16 protein-coding genes and 1 pseudogene are annotated in these 16,139 nt (G+C 59.0%); 8 read left to right on the plus strand and 9 right to left on the minus strand.

The genetic code is table 11. The annotated features are described in order from the left end of the window. Positions 1-9: 9 nt before the first annotated feature. Genes K0H47_RS10350 through K0H47_RS10365 form a run of 4 tightly spaced genes read left to right on the plus strand, consistent with a single transcriptional unit; the run spans position 10 to position 2,895 of the window. On the plus strand, positions 10-792 hold the full coding sequence (locus K0H47_RS10350; protein ID WP_063030135.1) for an ABC transporter permease: 783 nt from the start codon (positions 10-12) through the stop codon (positions 790-792). Beyond that, the gene (locus K0H47_RS10355) at positions 792-1,631 is read left to right on the plus strand and encodes an ABC transporter ATP-binding protein (RefSeq protein ID WP_177025388.1); all 840 of its coding nucleotides are present in this window, start codon (positions 792-794) and stop codon (positions 1,629-1,631) included. The genes K0H47_RS10350 and K0H47_RS10355 overlap by 1 nt, the downstream gene beginning before the upstream one ends. Further along, the gene (locus tag K0H47_RS10360) at positions 1,628-2,581 is read left to right on the plus strand and encodes a HEAT repeat domain-containing protein (protein ID WP_219272519.1); all 954 of its coding nucleotides are present in this window, start codon (positions 1,628-1,630) and stop codon (positions 2,579-2,581) included. The genes K0H47_RS10355 and K0H47_RS10360 overlap by 4 nt, the downstream gene beginning before the upstream one ends. Further along, positions 2,578-2,895: a DUF971 domain-containing protein gene (locus K0H47_RS10365; protein WP_093196943.1), complete on the plus strand. Its 318-nt coding sequence runs from the start codon at positions 2,578-2,580 to the stop codon at positions 2,893-2,895. The genes K0H47_RS10360 and K0H47_RS10365 overlap by 4 nt, the downstream gene beginning before the upstream one ends. On the opposite strand, the gene K0H47_RS10370 is transcribed toward K0H47_RS10365, so the two are convergent. Together K0H47_RS10370 and K0H47_RS10375 are read right to left on the minus strand one after the other, a co-directional pair. Then, positions 2,880-4,085 (minus strand): multidrug effflux MFS transporter, encoded by a 1,206-nt coding sequence (locus K0H47_RS10370; protein WP_093196938.1) that lies wholly within the window; start codon positions 4,083-4,085, stop codon positions 2,880-2,882. The genes K0H47_RS10365 and K0H47_RS10370 overlap by 16 nt on opposite strands. Positions 4,086-4,283: 198 nt before the next feature. Next, positions 4,284-4,643 carry a helix-turn-helix domain-containing protein gene (locus tag K0H47_RS10375; RefSeq protein WP_093196935.1) on the minus strand — a complete coding sequence of 120 codons (360 nt, stop codon included), beginning with the start codon at positions 4,641-4,643 and terminating at the stop codon, positions 4,284-4,286. 98 nt (positions 4,644-4,741) lie between these two features. On the opposite strand from K0H47_RS10375, the gene K0H47_RS10380 reads away from it, so the two are divergent. Next, a complete protein-coding gene (locus K0H47_RS10380) occupies positions 4,742-5,491 on the plus strand; it encodes an SDR family NAD(P)-dependent oxidoreductase (RefSeq protein ID WP_177025387.1) in 750 nt (249 codons plus the stop codon). A gap of 213 nt (positions 5,492-5,704) precedes the next feature. On the opposite strand, the gene K0H47_RS10385 is transcribed toward K0H47_RS10380, so the two are convergent. Further along, a complete protein-coding gene (locus K0H47_RS10385) occupies positions 5,705-6,805 on the minus strand; it encodes a polyamine ABC transporter substrate-binding protein (protein WP_093210013.1) in 1,101 nt (366 codons plus the stop codon). A 38-nt stretch (positions 6,806-6,843) separates the two neighbouring features. Next, complete coding sequence (locus K0H47_RS10390; RefSeq protein ID WP_219272521.1) at positions 6,844-7,659, minus strand: carbon-nitrogen hydrolase family protein; 816 nt, start codon at positions 7,657-7,659, stop codon at positions 6,844-6,846. Positions 7,660-7,783: 124 nt separating this feature from the next. Between K0H47_RS10390 and K0H47_RS10395 the strand changes: the two genes are divergently transcribed. Continuing rightward, positions 7,784-8,566 carry a helix-turn-helix transcriptional regulator gene (locus tag K0H47_RS10395; RefSeq protein WP_063030153.1) on the plus strand — a complete coding sequence of 261 codons (783 nt, stop codon included), beginning with the start codon at positions 7,784-7,786 and terminating at the stop codon, positions 8,564-8,566. A gap of 4 nt (positions 8,567-8,570) precedes the next feature. On the opposite strand, the gene K0H47_RS10400 is transcribed toward K0H47_RS10395, so the two are convergent. Next, the gene (locus K0H47_RS10400) at positions 8,571-9,674 is read right to left on the minus strand and encodes a P1 family peptidase (RefSeq protein ID WP_218262865.1); all 1,104 of its coding nucleotides are present in this window, start codon (positions 9,672-9,674) and stop codon (positions 8,571-8,573) included. A gap of 185 nt (positions 9,675-9,859) precedes the next feature. Here K0H47_RS10400 and K0H47_RS10405 point away from each other — a divergent pair, with 185 nt between their 5' ends. Next, the gene (locus K0H47_RS10405; protein ID WP_177025383.1) at positions 9,860-10,780 is read left to right on the plus strand and encodes an AraC family transcriptional regulator; all 921 of its coding nucleotides are present in this window, start codon (positions 9,860-9,862) and stop codon (positions 10,778-10,780) included. Here K0H47_RS10405 and K0H47_RS10410 read toward each other — a convergent pair. From K0H47_RS10410 to K0H47_RS10425, 4 genes and pseudogenes are all read right to left on the minus strand, one after another. Beyond that, a complete protein-coding gene (locus K0H47_RS10410; protein ID WP_218262863.1) occupies positions 10,777-11,526 on the minus strand; it encodes an SDR family NAD(P)-dependent oxidoreductase in 750 nt (249 codons plus the stop codon). The two genes, K0H47_RS10405 and K0H47_RS10410, sit on opposite strands and share 4 nt — an antisense overlap. Before the next feature lie 225 nt (positions 11,527-11,751). Beyond that, the gene (locus K0H47_RS10415) at positions 11,752-13,119 is read right to left on the minus strand and encodes a glutamine synthetase family protein (RefSeq protein WP_177069758.1); all 1,368 of its coding nucleotides are present in this window, start codon (positions 13,117-13,119) and stop codon (positions 11,752-11,754) included. Positions 13,120-13,189: 70 nt separating this feature from the next. Beyond that, entirely contained in the window at positions 13,190-14,590 is a 1,401-nt protein-coding gene (locus K0H47_RS10420) for an aspartate aminotransferase family protein (RefSeq protein WP_093209969.1), read from the minus strand. A gap of 169 nt (positions 14,591-14,759) precedes the next feature. Beyond that, a pseudogene (locus K0H47_RS10425) lies at positions 14,760-15,037 on the minus strand (SDR family oxidoreductase); the annotation flags it as partial. A gap of 118 nt (positions 15,038-15,155) precedes the next feature. Here K0H47_RS10425 and K0H47_RS10430 point away from each other — a divergent pair. Beyond that, entirely contained in the window at positions 15,156-16,061 is a 906-nt protein-coding gene (locus tag K0H47_RS10430) for a LysR family transcriptional regulator (RefSeq protein WP_063030165.1), read from the plus strand. The last annotated feature ends 78 nt before the right edge of the window (positions 16,062-16,139 follow it).

A 16,139-nucleotide genomic window follows, 5' to 3' on the forward strand; every position in this document is an offset into this window, starting at 1 on the left:
AGCGTGTTCATGACAAGCACCCCATGGCGCTGGCTGCCCAAGGCCGCTTCATTGCTGTTGTGCCTGCTGTTCTGGCAGTTGGCGGCCAGCCAGCACTGGAACCTGTGGCTGGTGACCTTTGCCAATGTGCCCACGCCGGGCTCCGTGGTGCAGGCCGCCCTTGGGCTGGCGGACTCGGGCAAGCTCGCCAGGCACCTGAGTGCGAGTTTGACCCGGGTGTTTGAAGGCTACCTGGCGGCAGCAGTGGTGGGCATCGGGCTGGGCATTGCGATTGGCCGCTCGAAGTGGGCGGAAGACCTGCTGTTGCCGCCATTGGAGGTGATCCGGCCGATCCCGGCGGTGGCCTGGATTCCGCTGGCGATCCTGATGTTCCCGTCGTCGGAGCTGTCGATGATCTTCATTACCTTCACCGGCGCGCTGTTTCCGGTGCTGCTCAACACCGTGCATGGCGTGGAGGGCGTCGACCCACGGCTGATCGCTTCGGCGCGCAGCCTGGGGGCAGGGCGCCGGGCGATCCTGCTGGAAGTGATCCTGCCAGGCGCCGCGCCGAGCATCATCACCGGCCTGGCCATCGGCATGGGCACTTCCTGGTTCTGCCTGGTGACGGCGGAAATGATCTCCGGCCAATACGGCATCGGCTATTACACCTGGGAGTCCTACACCATCCAGAACTATGCCGACATTGTCGTCGGCATGCTGTTGATCGGGGTGCTGGGCATGGGCAGCAGCCTGTTGGTCAAGCGCCTCGGTGCACTGTTCACCCCCTGGCATCGACCACGAGGTAAAGCCTGATGAGTCAACTTGAAGGGCGTGTCGAGATTCGCGGCTTGTCTATTGTATTGGGCGAAAAGCAGCAGGCATTCGAGGCGGTGAAAGCGTTGGATTGCAGGATCGAGCCGGGCCAGTTTGTGTGTATCCTTGGGCCGTCCGGGTGTGGCAAGTCGACCTTGCTCGGCGCGCTGGCCGGGCACCTCACGCCGAGCCAGGGCACCCTGGAAATGGACGGCGAGCCGGTTGCCGGGCCGTCCCAGCAGCGGGGCATGGTGTTTCAGCAACACACACTGTTCCCATGGCGCTCGGTGCGCGAAAACGTCGCCTTCGGCCTGAAGATGCGCGGCGTGGGCAAGGCCGAGCGTCTTGCTGCCGCCGATGACATTCTTCAACTGGTGGGCCTGGAAGGTTTTGCCGAGCGCTGGCCGAACCAGCTGTCTGGCGGCATGCAGCAGCGGGTGGAAATCGCCCGGGTGTTGATCAATCGCCCCGGCCTGCTGCTGATGGACGAACCCTTCGGCGCGCTGGATGCCTTGACCCGCATGAAGATGCAGGCGTTGCTGCTGGACATCTGGACGCGTATCCGCACCACCGTGGTGTTTGTCACCCATGACATCGACGAAGCGTTGTTCCTGGCCGACCGCATCCTGGTCATGAGCCCACGGCCCGGGCGCATCATCGAAGACTTCCTGCTGACCTTCCCAAGGCCGCGCAGCACCGAATTGATGACCTCGCCGGAATTTACCCACCTCAAGCGCCATTGCCTTGAGCTGTTGCACCACGAAGAAGGGCGCCAGTTGCCACGGCTGAACCCACTCGGGCTCCCCAACGATCACCCAAGACCGCGATTTGCCATATGACCTATGAAACCGAAAACCCCGACATTGAAGCCCTGCGCCCCCGGCTGCAAGCGCCGGATGCTGGCATGCGCCGGATCGCCCTGATTGATCTGGCAGACCTGGAAGACCCCGACGGACTGGTATGGCTGGTGGACAGCCTACGCCACGACCCGGCCACCGAAGTGCGCGCTCAGGCCGCCAGCCTGCTGGAAGCCTGGGAGGAAGACGAAGTGGTCGAGGCGCTGTGCCAGGCGCTGACCGACACCGAGGTATCGGTGCGTGACGCAGCCGCCCAGAGCTTGAGCGTGCTCAAGACAACACGGGCGGGTGGATTGTTATTGCCCTGGACCACCCACGCCGACGTCAGTGTGCGCACGGCGATATTTCGTGCCTTGCGCGAGTTGCGCCTTGAAGCTGCGGCGCCGTCGGCACTGTTGGCGCTGAAGGATGCCGATGCTGGCGTACGCCGCGAAGCGGTCGGCGTGCTCGGCTGGCTAAAGCACCTGCCAGCACTGGAGGCCTTGGCGATATTGGCCAGCAGCGACCCGGACACCGAAGTCCGGCGCGCCGCCACCGGCGCCCTGGGTCTTGCCAGTGATGAGCGGGTGCTACCCGCGCTGTTTGACGCGTTGCAGGACGCCACTTGGCAAGTGCGGGAGGAGGCGGCGACCACCCTGGGCAAAGTCGGTAGTGCCAGTGCAGGCGACGCCTTGATCAAGGCGCTGACCGATGACTACTGGCAAGTCCGCCTGCGCGCCACCCGCAGCCTGGGTCGCTTGCGCTATGCCCCGGCGTTGCACGGGCTGGTCCTGACCTTGGGCCATAGCATCAGCAATCTGCGCAAGGAGGCCGCTCTGGCTCTGGGCGAATTGGGCGATCGCCAAGCCCTGGCTCCGTTGCGTGATGCCGCCGACGATGGCGACCCGGAAGTGCGCAAGGCGGTCCGCATTGCCCTGGCGCAACTGCAATGAACAGCGCACCGAAAAGCATTGGACGCGATGATGAAGGACGCTTGAGGCTGGAATGGCATGAAGGCGTGCAATGGATCGACCATGCCCGTCTGCGCCGTGAATGCCCATGTTCACAGTGCAGGGCCTTTCGGTTGAGAGGCATGCTGCCATTGGTATCGGACCGTGTTCGGGTACTGGAAGTGCATCCCCAGGGGTATGGCGTGCAGTTGATCTTCAGCGATGGGCATCAGCGGGGGATTTACCCGTGGGCCTATTTGGCGGGCATGGGGCTTCAGGCTGAGGCCCCCATTTCCACTGGTCAGGTACGCGGCTGAGGTTGCAGGTGCGCCGGCAGGCGGCGCAGCGTCCACCACACGGTGAGCATCGCCGCCACAGCGCTGAGTGCGATGCCGATCAACATCGGTGCCGGTGTGTGGTCGGCGAACAGGCCGGCCAGGGACATGGCCACGGCCGCGGTGATCATCTGGATTGCGCCCAACAATGCCGATGCAGAACCCGCTACGGCGCCGTGATCTTCCAGGGACAACACCCCGGCCGCCGGCAATAGCAGGCCGAGGAAACCAAAGCCGATAAACAGCAGCGCCATCATCAACGGCAGGCTGTTACCCCACAGTGTGGTAAGGGCGAGCAAGGTCATGACGGTCGCCACGCCGGCCACCGACCAACGAATCAGAGGGGCCAAACCGAAGCGGGCACTCAAGCGCGCCGTCAGTTGGCTAAGGGCAAAAAACGACGCTGCGTTGAGGGCAAAGCACAGGCTGAATTGCGTCGGCGTGAGCCCGTAGTACTCGATGTACACGAACGGCGCGCTGCCGATGAACACGAAAAACGTCGCCAGGCCAAAGCCGCCCACCACCGACAACCCGGTAAACACCGGATCGCGCAGCAACGCGCCGTAGCTGCCGAACGCATTGCCCAGGGTCTTGCCCAGGCGGCGTTCGGCGGGGTGGGTTTCCGGCAACTGCACGGCGGTCATGATCAGGCACAACACTGCGGCCACACCCAGCACCAGAAACACTTCGCGCCAGCTCCACACCGCGATGATCAGGCTGCCCGCCAGTGGTGCGAGGATCGGTGAAATACTCACCACCAGCATCAACAACGCCATCAAGCGTGCAGCTTCATGGCCGGTGTACAAGTCACGGACAATTGCCCGGGGAATCACCATCCCGGCGCAGGCGCCAAAAGCCTGCAACGCCCGGAAGCCGATCAGCGCTTCGATGGAGGGGGCGAGGGCGCAGCCAATGCTGCCCACGATAAAAATCACCAGGCCGGCATAGATCGGCGGTTTGCGCCCGAACACATCGCTGATCGGGCCGTAGAACAGCTGGCACACACCGATGATCATGAAGAACACCGTCAGGCTCATCTGCACCGCAGCGGGAGAGGCTTGCAGGCTGGCGCCCAGCGTTGGCAAAGCCGGCAGGTAGATGTCGATGGCAAACGGGCCGACGGCGGTGATCAAGCCCAGCAGCAGGGCGAGGTGGGCGATACTTCGAGACATGGTGATTCCGGACGGCGGTAAAAAAGAGCGGCCAGCTTAGTGATCACCCTCGGTGCATACAAGCCGGTGTTTACAGACTCACTACATAGTTATGAGGGGCTGGGTGTCGCGGATGACCCTTGATCAGCACATAAGCGCGTAACCTATTGATTTAACTCAACTAAATATCCATTTAGTCGAGTTAAACATTTTGTGAGTTCAAGGCTGGGCGAGGGCGCCTGTTCGGCGTTCGCTGATGCGTTCAACCGCCAGCATATGCTCGGTGCCCCATTGGCAAAGAGGCCCCAAGGCCTTGGCCAGCGAACGCCCGAATGGGGTCAGGGAGTATTCGACCTTCGGCGGGATTTCCTTGAAGTCGATGCGATCGATGATTTCATCGCGTTCCAGCTCTTTCAACTGCTGGATCAGCACCTTATCCGTCACGCCGCCAACTGCACGCCGCAGTTCGCCATAACGGTGAACTTCATGGGCCAGGTGGAACAGGACCAAAGGTTTCCATTTCCCGCCAATCACCGCCAGGGCGGCGTCGAGCCCGCAATTAAAGGTGCTATTCGACATGTTTGTGCCCTCAGGCTGAGTACTTACCAAAAGGTGCATACTATTCAAAACAATAGCGCGGATCTACGCTTGAGCCTCAACATTTATGGGAAACACTCATGAACAGACTCAACGGAAAAATCGCAGTCGTCACCGGTGGCAACAGCGGGATTGGCTTGGCCAGTGCCATACGTTTTGCGGCCGAAGGTGCACAGGTCGTTATCGTCGGACGTCGCCAAGAGGAACTGGACAAAGCGTTGGTCCTGATCGGGCATGACGCCGTTGCAATCCAGGGCGACATTTCAAATCTGCAGGATCTGGAGCGGGTATTCGCGCAGATCAAAACAGACAAAGGCCACATTGATGTGTTGTTTGCCAATGCAGGCTTGGGGGATCTGGAACCCATCGGATCGATCACCGAGGAATCATTTGATCGCACATTTGGCGTGAACGTGAAAGGCACGCTGTTTACCGTTCAAAACGCGTTGCCATTGATGAGCGCCGGCGGCTCGATTGTGCTGACAGGTTCGACGACCGCTTCGATGGGCACCGCAGCGTTCAGCGTGTACAGCGCCTCGAAAGGTGCACTGCGAAACTTTGCCAGAAGCTGGGCGTTGGATCTGCAAGGCACGGGTATTCGGGTCAACGTGCTTTCACCTGGGCCAACGACGACGCCTGGTTTGGACCGAGCGCTTTCGGGAACCGGCCAGAAGGATGCGATTGTCGACTCGATGGTGACGCGCGTGCCGTTGGGTCGTATGGGGTTGCCAGATGAAGTGGCGAATGCGGCATTGTTCCTGGCGTCGGATGAAAGCAGCTTCATGACAGGCAGCGAGATGTTTGTGGATGGTGGTTTCGCTCAGGTGTGATTCAGGGTCATCGGCCAAATCGAGATGGGTTGGGTTTGGCCGATGAGGAGCGTGGTGCGCTGGGCACTGCCCCTGATAATGAATCATATGATTACGCATAATGTATATTATGTTAAATTATGTGCCATAACTGCACAGCGCACAAAACCTGGGCTAGATGCTCCCAGGTTTTTCTTCAACCTCCGTGTCCTTGCACTTCACCTTGCCGCTGCCTCAAGTACCACTTTTGACCTTACTCCAGATCCGCGTGCGCACCCGCTCCATCTTCAGTGGTAACGGCTCCAAAGGAAACAGCGTATCCAGCACCGCTTTCGAAGGATAGACACCGGGATTGTCCCTGACCTTTTCATCAACCAGGCTCCGGGCATCCTTGTTGGCGTTGGCGTAACTGAGATAATTGGAGGACTGCGCAATCACTTCCGGGCGCAGCATATAGTCGATAAATGCAAGCCCTTGCTGAGGGTTCGGCGCATCGCTGAGCAGCACCAGGCTTTCGACCCAGACCGGCGCGCCTTCCTTGGGGATGCTGTACTGAATGTTCCTACCATTGCCGGCGGCGTCGGCGGCTTTCTTGGCGTCCATTACGCCGCCGGCCCATCCCACTACGGCGCAGATATTGCCGTTGGCCAGGTCCGTAATAAACCGTGAAGAATCGAAGTAGCGAATATGCGGGCGCAGCTTCAGCAGCAACGCCTGGGCTTTTAAATAGTCATCAGGATTTTGGCTGTTATAGGGCAAGCCCAGGTAATGCAAGGCGATGGGGATGATCTCGCCTGGCGCATCCAGCATAGCCACACCGCATTCGCCCAATTTGGCGAGGTTTTCTTCCTTGAAAATCAAATCCCAGGAGTTGACCGGTGCATCGCTGCCCAGGATCGCCCGGATTTTATCGACGTCATAGCCAATTCCCGTGGTGCCCCACAGGTAAGGTACGGCGTAGCGATTACCCGGGTCGTTGGTTTGCACCTTCGCCAGAATATCCGGATCAAGGTGAGACAGATTGGTCAGTTGCGCGCGATCCAATTCCTTGAGCACACCGGCCTTGATGAGGTTCGGCAAGAGGTCGCCGGTGGCCACCACCACGTCATAACCACTGCGCCCGGCCATGAGTTTGCTCTGCATGACCTCGCTGTTATCGAACACGTCATACGCGGCCTGGGTGCCGGTCTGCGCCTGGAAGTTCTTCAACGTGTCCGGGGCAATAAAGTCGTACCAGTTGTAGATATTGACTTTCGGTTCTGCGGCTTGAGCGCAAAGCACCAGGCTGCTGAAGACCGCAGCCAGGCTCCATTGCATGCATCGAATGGCGATCATGAGAACTCCCGATTATTGTTATGAGGGGTAAAGCGAGATCAGCGAATCAGCCATTCACGGCGTCCGTCGGCGTGTTCCACGGTTTCACCGGGGAGCGTCAGGCGGCGGTCGTTGAGGTAGTGATAATCCGTGCGGGCGGCTTGGACTTGGGTCAAGTCAAGGCTGATCATTTGCCGTGTTTCTTCGCGCCCGGCCTCGAATAGCACACGCCCGAACGGGTCGACCACAGCGCTGCCTCCGGCAAACACCAGGCCGTCATCGCCCTGCCCCACGCGATTGACCATCACGCTGAACACTTGGTTTTCCTGGGCTCGGGCCATGATCGCGGTGCGATGCACCGTGCCGTAAGGGTCCATGTTGCCGTTGGTGATGATGATCAACTCGGCGCCCAGGTGGGCGAGTGCGCGTGCGGTTTCCGGCAGTTCGATGTCGTAGCAAATCAGAATGCCGATACGCACACCTTTGAAAAGCACCGTGCCGAAGCGGTCGCCGGGAGTGATGTCGCCCCGCTCCGAGGGCCACAGGTGTGTCTTGCGGTAGCCCAGTGAGAGCCCATCAGGCGTAACCAGTACCGAAGTGTTGTAGAACACGCCCGCATCGTTCTCGACCAGGCCGATGACCACCGAAACACCCCGTTCGCGTACTGCCTGTTGCACGGCTTGCAGCGTCGGGCCTTCGAGGGTTTCTGCAACCGTTGCCAGCCGATCACCGGCGACGAAGCCCATCAAATGGGTTTCAGGAAACACCAACAGGTCGGTATCCGCGTCGCAGTGGGCGATGGCTTCCAAGGCACGCCTGAGGTTATAGGCGGTATCGCCATCGCGACCGGCTAACTGCATGAGTTCAATGTTCATGGCTGATCCTTGCGTATAGTTGAGGCCGTACGGACACCGTGTGTACGCAGGCCTGGAACGAGTATGGGCTGTACCCACCTGGCAAAAAATCACTTCGATGGGGTACCCCCGAATGGGTAGTGAGATGAATCTGACGTTGCAGGACGTGGCTTGGCATGACTCGGTCGGCCGGTTGATCGAGACCCTGGACCGCCCGCACTTCTGGCGCTCAATGGCGCGCTTGCTCGGCAGATATGTGCCGCTGGACACCTGGGTGGTGCTGATCTTCAGCGACGGCAGGCCTCAGGTTCTCGCCGAATCCCAGAATGAAGATGGCAGCAGCGATTCGCTGTTCCAGGACTATCTCAAAGGGCTCTACCTGCTCGACCCCTTTTACCTGGCCAATCGGGAATCGCCGAAAAGTGGGCTGTTCCAACTGGATGATGTCGCCCCGGAATGTTTCGAGCAGACCGACTATTACCAACGCTACTTTCGCCTGAACGTGGTGGCTGACGAGATTCATATAAATGTGCAACTGGACCTTGAGCGGACCCTGAGCCTGTCACTGGGTAGCCACTGCCGCTTCAGCCAGGAGCAAATCGCATTATTGAGGCTGATCCAGCCGTGGGTGGCCGGTTTGATGCGCCAGCGTTGCGTGTTTGAACAGGAACTCAAGAGCCCTCCGGAACCGGCAGCGGACTGGCAGGAGCGCCTGCAGTCACCCGCGCTGCAAATCAGCTCCGCACTGTCGGTCCGCGAAGCCGAGGTTGCCCAATTGATGCTCAGTGGCTGCTCGAACAAAGAGATCGCGCGCAAGCTGGCGATCTCGGCCGAGACCGTGAAGGTGCACCGCCGGCACCTGTACAACAAGCTGGGGATCAAGTCCCAGTCTGAGCTATTCCTGTTGTTTCTCCAGGCTCAGGACTAGGCCTTCAAGGCTGAGGTGCCCAACCGACTTTCGCCATCGCCGCCAACAACTGGTCAGGCTTGAGTGCCAGGGCTTTTCTGCCGCGACCTTGCACGTCGTCGGCGGCCAACATCGCGTTGAGGATCGCCTCCTCCACAGCATCCGCTGCGGCCACGAACAAGGCCGTCATGTAGTCGTTGTTGACCATTTTCAATGGCGTCGTCGCGGGGCCCGGATGGCCCAGATTGGCAACCGGCAGGCCGCTGTTGCCTACTGAAAACGCGATGAAGATATCCCCACTGTCGTCTTCCGTACCGCCGCCGACCCGTGCCAACCCGATACTCGCGCGCTGGGCCAGGCGCGTGCACTGATGAGGCAGCAATGGCGCATCAGTAGCGATCGTGATCACGATGGAACCCATGCCGGGCACGCCAACATTCACCGGGCCGCTGTAGGGCGAAGGTATGTCCTTCAACACGCTGCCCACGGGGTAACCCGCGACACGCAATGCATCGCGCACACCATAGTTGGCCTGCACCAATGCACCGACGGTCCAACCGCCCTCCTCGCTGCTCAGAACCCGCGATGACGTGCCAATACCACCTTTGAACTCATGGCAGATCATGCCAGTGCCGCCGCCGACGCAACCTTCCTGCACCGGGCCGCTGCGGGCATCGGCCAGGGCGGCGTGAACATGTTCGGCGCTGACGTGTTGGTCCCAGATATCGCTGAGGATGCCGTCGTAGGTTTCCAGCACCACCGGCATGCACCAGTAGGTGTGTTGCTTACCCATGTCGCGCTCTGCGGCCACCAGCGCATCGCGTACCACGCCGACGCTGTGGGTGTTGGTGTAGGCAATCGGCGTGGTCAGCAAACCCGCTTCGCGAATCCATTCAAGGCCGGTGGCGTCACCGTTGCCGTTCAGTACGTGAACGCCGGCAAAACACGGAGCCAAATGGGCCGCAATCGGCCGCGGCTCGATGATGGTCACACCGGTGTGTATCGACCCATCGCGGCTTTCAGCATTGAGGGTGTGGTGACCTACCCGTACACCGGGCACATCAGTGATGCCGTTGAACACCCCAGGTGTGCCTGTACCGATTGCGATGCCAAGGTCTCGTAAGCGCATGTTTTAACTCTCAATAGTCGAGTGAAGAACGTGCTGCGAGTCTAGGTTGGGGACTGTCCGCTGGCGATAACCCCCAATTGTTACCCCGCGGGCGTTAGGCCGGCATCCACCATTTACGCGTGAAATCTGGATTATCTCTGTTATAAACTGCTGATTACTTTATTTTCCGTCCAGCCAGGTGATGTATGGATCCTCTGTCCGACGTGCTTTCATTGTTGAGGGTGCGTAATTACCACTCCGCCACACTCTCCTTGGGCGGTGATTGGGCATTCACCTTTCCTGAGCGCGAAGGCATCAAGTTCACGGCGGTGGTCAAGGGCAGTTGCTGGTTGCATGTGGAAGGTGAGCAGCAGCCGCAGCGCCTTCACCAGGGCGATTGTTTTCTCATGACCCGCGGCATGCCATTTTCGCTCTACAGCGATATGTCCCAAGCGGTAATGAACTCCGACGGACACTTTCGAACGCTCGCGGCGGACGAGTTGGCCCTGCATTACGGCGGTGACGACATCCAGCTGGTCGGTGGCCGCTTTGACTTCAGCGGTGTACCCGCCCAGTTGTTGCTCAGCAGCCTGCCTTCATTGGTCCACGTGCAGGCCAATGAACCGCAGGCATCGATCCTGCGCTGGGCGCTGGAGCGGTTCACCTCGGAACTGCAGCAGAAGCGCCCTGGCCGCTCACTGATGAACGAACACTTGGCGCACCTGATGCTGGTCGAGGTGCTGCGTACCCACCTGGCGAACCTGGACAGCAGTGGCGTCGGTTGGTTTTACGGCTTGGCCGACCGTCACCTCAGCGTCGCCCTGAGCGCGATCCATGCTGACCCGGCCCATCGTTGGAGTGTCTTGGAACTGGCGCAGCTGGCAACCATGTCGCGCTCGGCGTTCGCATTGCGCTTCAAGCAGGTGGTCGGTGCTGCACCGATGGAGTACGTGACGCGCTGGCGCATGTTGCTGGCCAGCGACCGGCTGAAGAGCTCCGATGACTCCATTTCCACCATCGCGTTTTCATTGGGCTATGAATCCGAGAGCGCCTTCAGCACGGCGTTCAAGCGCGTCATGTCGCAGTCGCCCCGTCACTATGTGCGCGAGCACACCGCCCAGGCTTAATGCAGGCCGCCGCCGACTATCAGGGTTTCACCGGTAATCCAGCTTGCATCCGACGACGCCAGGAACGCGACGGCGGGTGCAATATCTTCGGGCTGACCGATGCGGCCCAGCGGCGTAATGGCTTCGATCTTCTGGCGGAAAGCCTCTTCGAAAAAGCCGCTGGCATGCACGCCTTCGGTGACGACCAACCCTGGGTTGACCGAATTGACACGGATATTCCTGGGGCCTAACTCATTGGCCAAGGTACGGGTAATAGCATCGACCGCCGCTTTGGACGCGGTGTACACCGTCGAGTTGGCCGGTGTGAACGAGGTAACGCTGGAACTGATGTTGACGATGCTGCCACCCGCCGAATTGAATACCTCAACCGCTGCCTGAGTACATTGAATCAGCCCCAGGACGTTGAGGTTGAATTGGCGGTGGAACTCCTCCTGCGTAATGTCAGCCAACGGGTTGGTCGAATAGACGCCGGCATTGTTGACCAGGATGTCGAGGTGGCCATGCTCATGCACAATGGTTTTGAACAGGGCCTTAAGGTCAGTGCTGTTGGATACATCGGCCTGCACTGCGTAGGCCCTGGCGCCAGTCTGCAGAATCTGTTCGACCACGCGGTCGGCATCCTCACGACTGCTGGCGTAGTTAACGATCACGGTGGCGCCATCCTTGGCCAATTGCCTGGCAATCGCCGCGCCGATGCCTTTGGAGGCACCGGTCACCAGCGCGACTTTCTTGTGCAGCTTTTTCATGTTCACACCCTTCTGTTGCTGGCTGAAAATCAGTCAGTCCAGCTTAGGAGCAACGCCCAGGCGGGTTAATAGCCAGTCCTCCAAAAAAGCTTCGCGATCGTCTAGCCGTGATACGCGGTGACGCGGGCGTGATTTCCCTCAGTACGCTGTCCCAAGTCGTTCGTAAATACAGCTGAGTCGGTGCCGTCAGCGCTCCATTATCAGGTAATGCTGACGGGCCAATACTTATGCGTGGGTGAGGTACCAGCGCCAGTCCTGCTCCCCGACTTCGGCGTTGAATTTACGGAACTCGCGCCATTTGATCGCCAGATACACTTTAAGGAATTCGGCCCCCAACGCCTCGTGTGCCCAAGCTGAATCCTGCAGGGCCTGCAACGCTGTTAGCCAGTCGGTAGGCAGGAAATCAGTTGCCTGTTCATACCCATTTCCTTCAATCGCCGCGCCGGGATCGCTTTGACGAGTGATGCCGTAGTGAATGCCCGCCAGTAATGCGGCAGCGGCAAGATACGGGTTGGCATCGGCCCCGCAAATGCGGTGTTCGATGTGCCGACTTATTGCGGGGCCTCCAGGGACGCGGAACGACACCGTACGATTGTTTACTCCCCAACTTTTGGCCAGCGGCGCGTAACTACCGGTCTGGAACCGGCGATAGGAATTGGCATGGGGGCAAAATATTGCCAGCGAGTCAAACAGGGTCGCCATCATCCCGCCAATTGAGTGACGCAACAGTGGCGTACCCTGTGGGTCTTCGCTCGCATACAGGTTATTACCCTCCTCGTCGGCCAGGCTGACGTGCAGGTGCATACCGCTGCCGGCCTGGTCGCTGAACGGCTTGGCCATGAAGCACGCTTGTAGTCCATGTTTGTTGGCTACACCTTTGACCAGGCGTTTGTAACGTACGCCTTCATCGATAGCCTGAAGCGCATCGAAACGATGCTCCAGCGTCAATTCGACTTGGCCTGGAGCGTACTCGGAGATGGCCGTACGTACCGGCAGCCCCTGTAGCGCGCACGCAGCGTAGAGGTCATCAAGAAAAGGTTGAAGCTGCTCCAACTCGTAAATGCCATAAACCTGCGGTGCCTGAGGGCGGACGCCATTGGTCTGCAACGCTGGCTGCGGCCGACCATTGGCATCGCGTTGCTGGTCCAGCAGGTAAAACTCTAATTCAACGGCCATTACCGGGTGGAATCCATCGGCTTTCAGCCGGTCAATGGCATGCACCAGTACGTGTCGCGGGTCCGCCGGTGCGGCAGGAATGCCTTGGGTCGGGTGCATGCTTACCTGCACTTGGCCTGTGGGATGAGTGCGCCAAGGTTGCAAGGTCAGGCTTCCCGCTAACGGGTAGGTCCAGCAATCGGCGTCAGCGACATCCCAGACCAAGCCTGTGTCTTCTACGTCTTCACCCTGCACGGTCAAGGCGAGAATGGAACTTGGCAGCGGCCGACCATTTTCGTAGATCGCCAGTAGTTCGTTGCGATGCAACAGTTTGCCCCGTGGAACACCGTTTGCGTCGATAAGAAACAACTCGATGCTCAGTACTTCAGGGTGGGCGGCCAGATAATCTACGGCCTCTTTTTTATCAGAAAATTGCATGTCAAACCTCTTGGCGCTCATTCAAGCGACTGGACAGTATTTAAGAACAATGGCGTTTTCAGGCGTGCAGTTATGAAGGGATGACCCGCGCTCCAGGTAGGGCAAGCAGCGTGGAAAGCGCGTTATCCAACTCACCGATCAGCCTGTCGATATCCGCATCACTTGTTTGCGGACAGCACAGGGTCATGTTGTGAAAAGGCGTGATCAGAATTCCGCGATTGATCAGATAAAGATGCAGCGCCATTTGAAGGCTGTCATGAAAAGCCGCCTCGGCTTGCGCGCCTGTTCTTGGCGAGGTAGCACAGAATTGAAACTCACAACGCGCGCCCAACTCTGTGACAGACCAGTTCAGTTGGTGCCGCTTGAACAACCCTCGAAATCCCTGGGCCAGCCTTGAGGCCAGGGGCAACATGTGCTCGTACGCAGACTCCGTCATGACCTCTTCGAGACTGACGCGCATGCAACGCATCGCCAGTGCGTTGGCGGACAGCGTCGTTCCCATGCCACTGTGGCCATGCCCGCCGCTCTCCTCGCTGATGGTCTTCTGGACGTCGCGCATGGCCGAGGCGACTGGCTCGCTAACGCCAAACACCGCGCAAGGCACGCCACCGGCAATGGGTTTACCCACCACGAAAAAGTCGGGTTTCAAATCCCACTGGCGAGTGCATCCACCGAGGCCGGTGGAAATAGTGTGGGTCTCATCAATGACCAACAGGCTGCCATATTTAAGGGTCAGCTCCCGGCACTTTTGCATGAACCCCGGATCCGGCAGGACCATGCCAATGTTCGTCATTGCCGGCTCGCACATCAGCGCGCACACATCGCCCTGGGCTAACGCCGCCTCCAGTGCGGCGACATCGTTGAAGGGGATGGATCGACTGTATTGGCTCAAGTCGTAGGCTTGGCCCACAAGACCTGAACGGGGCACTGTTTTGCCATCGCGGTAGCGCACCATCACATCATCCACGGTGCCGTGGTAGCAGCCATCGAACACCAGCAAGACGTTGCGCTGGGTGATAGCGCGCGCCCAGCGCAGCACATACCGGTTGGCGTCAGTCGCATTGGCGGTCACTTGCCAGTAAGGCAGCTCGAATCGCTGAGCCAGCAACTCGCCGCAGATCACCGCGTCTTCGCCCGGCAGCATCGTGGTCAAGCCATTATTCGCCTGCTCGGTTATGGCGCGGACAATAGGATCAGGTGAATGGCCAAACATCGTGCCGGTGTCGCCCAGGCAAAAGTCTATGTATTCATGCCCGTCAACGTCGGTGAAGCGCGCCCCTTTTGCACGCTGGACAAAGAGCGGCGAAGGCATCGACCAGTCGCTCATCCAGTGCATGGGCACACCGTTGAACAGATTCGCCTTGGCGCGCTCGGCCAGCGCCAGTGAAGTTGGGTTGTTTTCTATAAACCGGGCACGCTCGGAGGCGGTAAAAGCAGCAATCGCTGATTCACTAATTCCACTTTTCGACATGATCAATACCCTATGTTAATTACCAAATTAATTAAAAGTTCGTTGCTGAATGACAGCCGGATACGGCTCAAAGAACTCAACTGTTCTTTGATACATCGCGCTTTTATAAATCTCGGTTATAGCCCCCCGCCCAATATCGTGGATTGAGCGCGCTGGAGCGTATTCAAACTTAATAATCGCCGTGAGAGGCTTTGCTCTCGATCAGACAGTTCCCGCCATCCACCACGAGGACTTCCCCCGTGATGTAACTGGCGTCAGGCGATGCCAGAAATGCAACCGCCGCCGCTTCGCGGGGGCCACGCTGTTGACGGTAATCCCCTGCCTGGCGACTTCAAGCGCGAGCCCCATGTTCATACCCACCCTCGCGCCCGCTGCACCCGGCCTGCGTGCGATCGCCATACCAATACCCGCTTCACTTCCGGCACCACTGACAAGTGCCACCTGCCCCCTCAAATCAGTATTTAACATGGTGTACCCCACGTACTTAATTTGTAATAGGGGTGGAAATTAGGCGAATAAATCTGATAAATAAAGACGATCATTATCAGAAAATTTGACAACTGCTATGGCCTTTACCAGTGAGTCACTCAAAGTTTTCCTTGCGGTTGTCGACAGCGGCTCCTTTTCTGCCGCCGCACGCAAATTGGGCCGGGTACCCTCGGCCATTAACATGGCGGTGTCGCAGCTTGAAGCAGAGCTGGATTTATTGCTGTTTGATCGGTCAACCCGCAAAGCGATTCCTACGGCCGCCGCCAAAGCACTGGAGCCCCAGGCACGCCAGGTTGCCAGCCAGTTAAACCTGCTGGACGCCCATGCGCTCCAGCTTCATCAGGGGTTGGAGGAGCGCTTGGTCCTTGCGATGGCGCCGGAGTTGCAAACAGGCGTATGGAATCGTCCGCTGTCCATTATCGCCAGCGAGTTCCCCACGCTTGAAATCGAGATTCGCTCCGCGTCGCATCCGGAGGCGATGCGCATGCTCCATGACGGGCGTGTGCAATTGGCACTGGGATTTGAACGACCAGGGCTTGACGAGCGGGAGACGTTTCTTGAAGCGGGGAGCCAATTGTTGGTAGCCGTTGCCTCTCCTGATCATCCTGCGGCCGCCGGCAAGAAGCGCCCTTTGAGTGAAGAGCAGTTGGTCAACGTTCGGCAGATCATCGTTGCTACTGGAGGCCCTACAGACTCTGATCCTCGTGTTGTGCTTTCACGGCGGATTTGGCACAGCGACAACTATCTGGCAACGCTGGACCTGGTGCAGCAAGGATTGGGCTGGGCTTATCTTCCACAACCGCTGGTACAACCCCTGATCACTTCGGGCGCATTGACGGAGGTGGTGTTTGACTACATGCCAAGTCAGATGCGGTTATGGGTCGATATCATCTGGGTAAAGAACCGCCCCTTGGGGCTGGCAGCAAGTCGCTACCTGAGCCTGATGCGCAAAATTGCCGAGGGCGAGCCTCGTCGTGTTTAAGGAGTAAAAAATACTGCCTGCGGTATGGCTCATTCATCAGATAGCCCGTGCGATTGAGAACGTCGCAGACCAGACTTG

The sequence above is a fragment of the Pseudomonas sp. Xaverov 83 genome (assembly GCF_019352905.1).
GTDB classification, from domain to species: domain Bacteria; phylum Pseudomonadota; class Gammaproteobacteria; order Pseudomonadales; family Pseudomonadaceae; genus Aquipseudomonas; species Aquipseudomonas yamanorum.

Bases quoted from the DNA above. Each gene is read 5' to 3' on its own strand.
- K0H47_RS10350 (WP_063030135.1), top strand. From the start codon at position 10: ATGACAAGCACCCCATGGCGCTGGCTGCCCAAGGCCGCTTCATTGCTG.
- K0H47_RS10355 (WP_177025388.1), top strand. From the start codon at position 792: ATGAGTCAACTTGAAGGGCGTGTCGAGATTCGCGGCTTGTCTATTGTA.
- K0H47_RS10360 (WP_219272519.1), top strand. From the start codon at position 1,628: ATGACCTATGAAACCGAAAACCCCGACATTGAAGCCCTGCGCCCCCGG.
- K0H47_RS10365 (WP_093196943.1), top strand. From the start codon at position 2,578: ATGAACAGCGCACCGAAAAGCATTGGACGCGATGATGAAGGACGCTTG.
- K0H47_RS10370 (WP_093196938.1), bottom strand. From the start codon at position 4,085: ATGTCTCGAAGTATCGCCCACCTCGCCCTGCTGCTGGGCTTGATCACC.
- K0H47_RS10375 (WP_093196935.1), bottom strand. From the start codon at position 4,643: ATGTCGAATAGCACCTTTAATTGCGGGCTCGACGCCGCCCTGGCGGTG.
- K0H47_RS10380 (WP_177025387.1), top strand. From the start codon at position 4,742: ATGAACAGACTCAACGGAAAAATCGCAGTCGTCACCGGTGGCAACAGC.
- K0H47_RS10385 (WP_093210013.1), bottom strand. From the start codon at position 6,805: ATGATCGCCATTCGATGCATGCAATGGAGCCTGGCTGCGGTCTTCAGC.
- K0H47_RS10390 (WP_219272521.1), bottom strand. From the start codon at position 7,659: ATGAACATTGAACTCATGCAGTTAGCCGGTCGCGATGGCGATACCGCC.
- K0H47_RS10395 (WP_063030153.1), top strand. From the start codon at position 7,784: ATGAATCTGACGTTGCAGGACGTGGCTTGGCATGACTCGGTCGGCCGG.
- K0H47_RS10400 (WP_218262865.1), bottom strand. From the start codon at position 9,674: ATGCGCTTACGAGACCTTGGCATCGCAATCGGTACAGGCACACCTGGG.
- K0H47_RS10405 (WP_177025383.1), top strand. From the start codon at position 9,860: ATGGATCCTCTGTCCGACGTGCTTTCATTGTTGAGGGTGCGTAATTAC.
- K0H47_RS10410 (WP_218262863.1), bottom strand. From the start codon at position 11,526: ATGAAAAAGCTGCACAAGAAAGTCGCGCTGGTGACCGGTGCCTCCAAA.
- K0H47_RS10415 (WP_177069758.1), bottom strand. From the start codon at position 13,119: ATGCAATTTTCTGATAAAAAAGAGGCCGTAGATTATCTGGCCGCCCAC.
- K0H47_RS10420 (WP_093209969.1), bottom strand. From the start codon at position 14,590: ATGTCGAAAAGTGGAATTAGTGAATCAGCGATTGCTGCTTTTACCGCC.
- K0H47_RS10430 (WP_063030165.1), top strand. From the start codon at position 15,156: ATGGCCTTTACCAGTGAGTCACTCAAAGTTTTCCTTGCGGTTGTCGAC.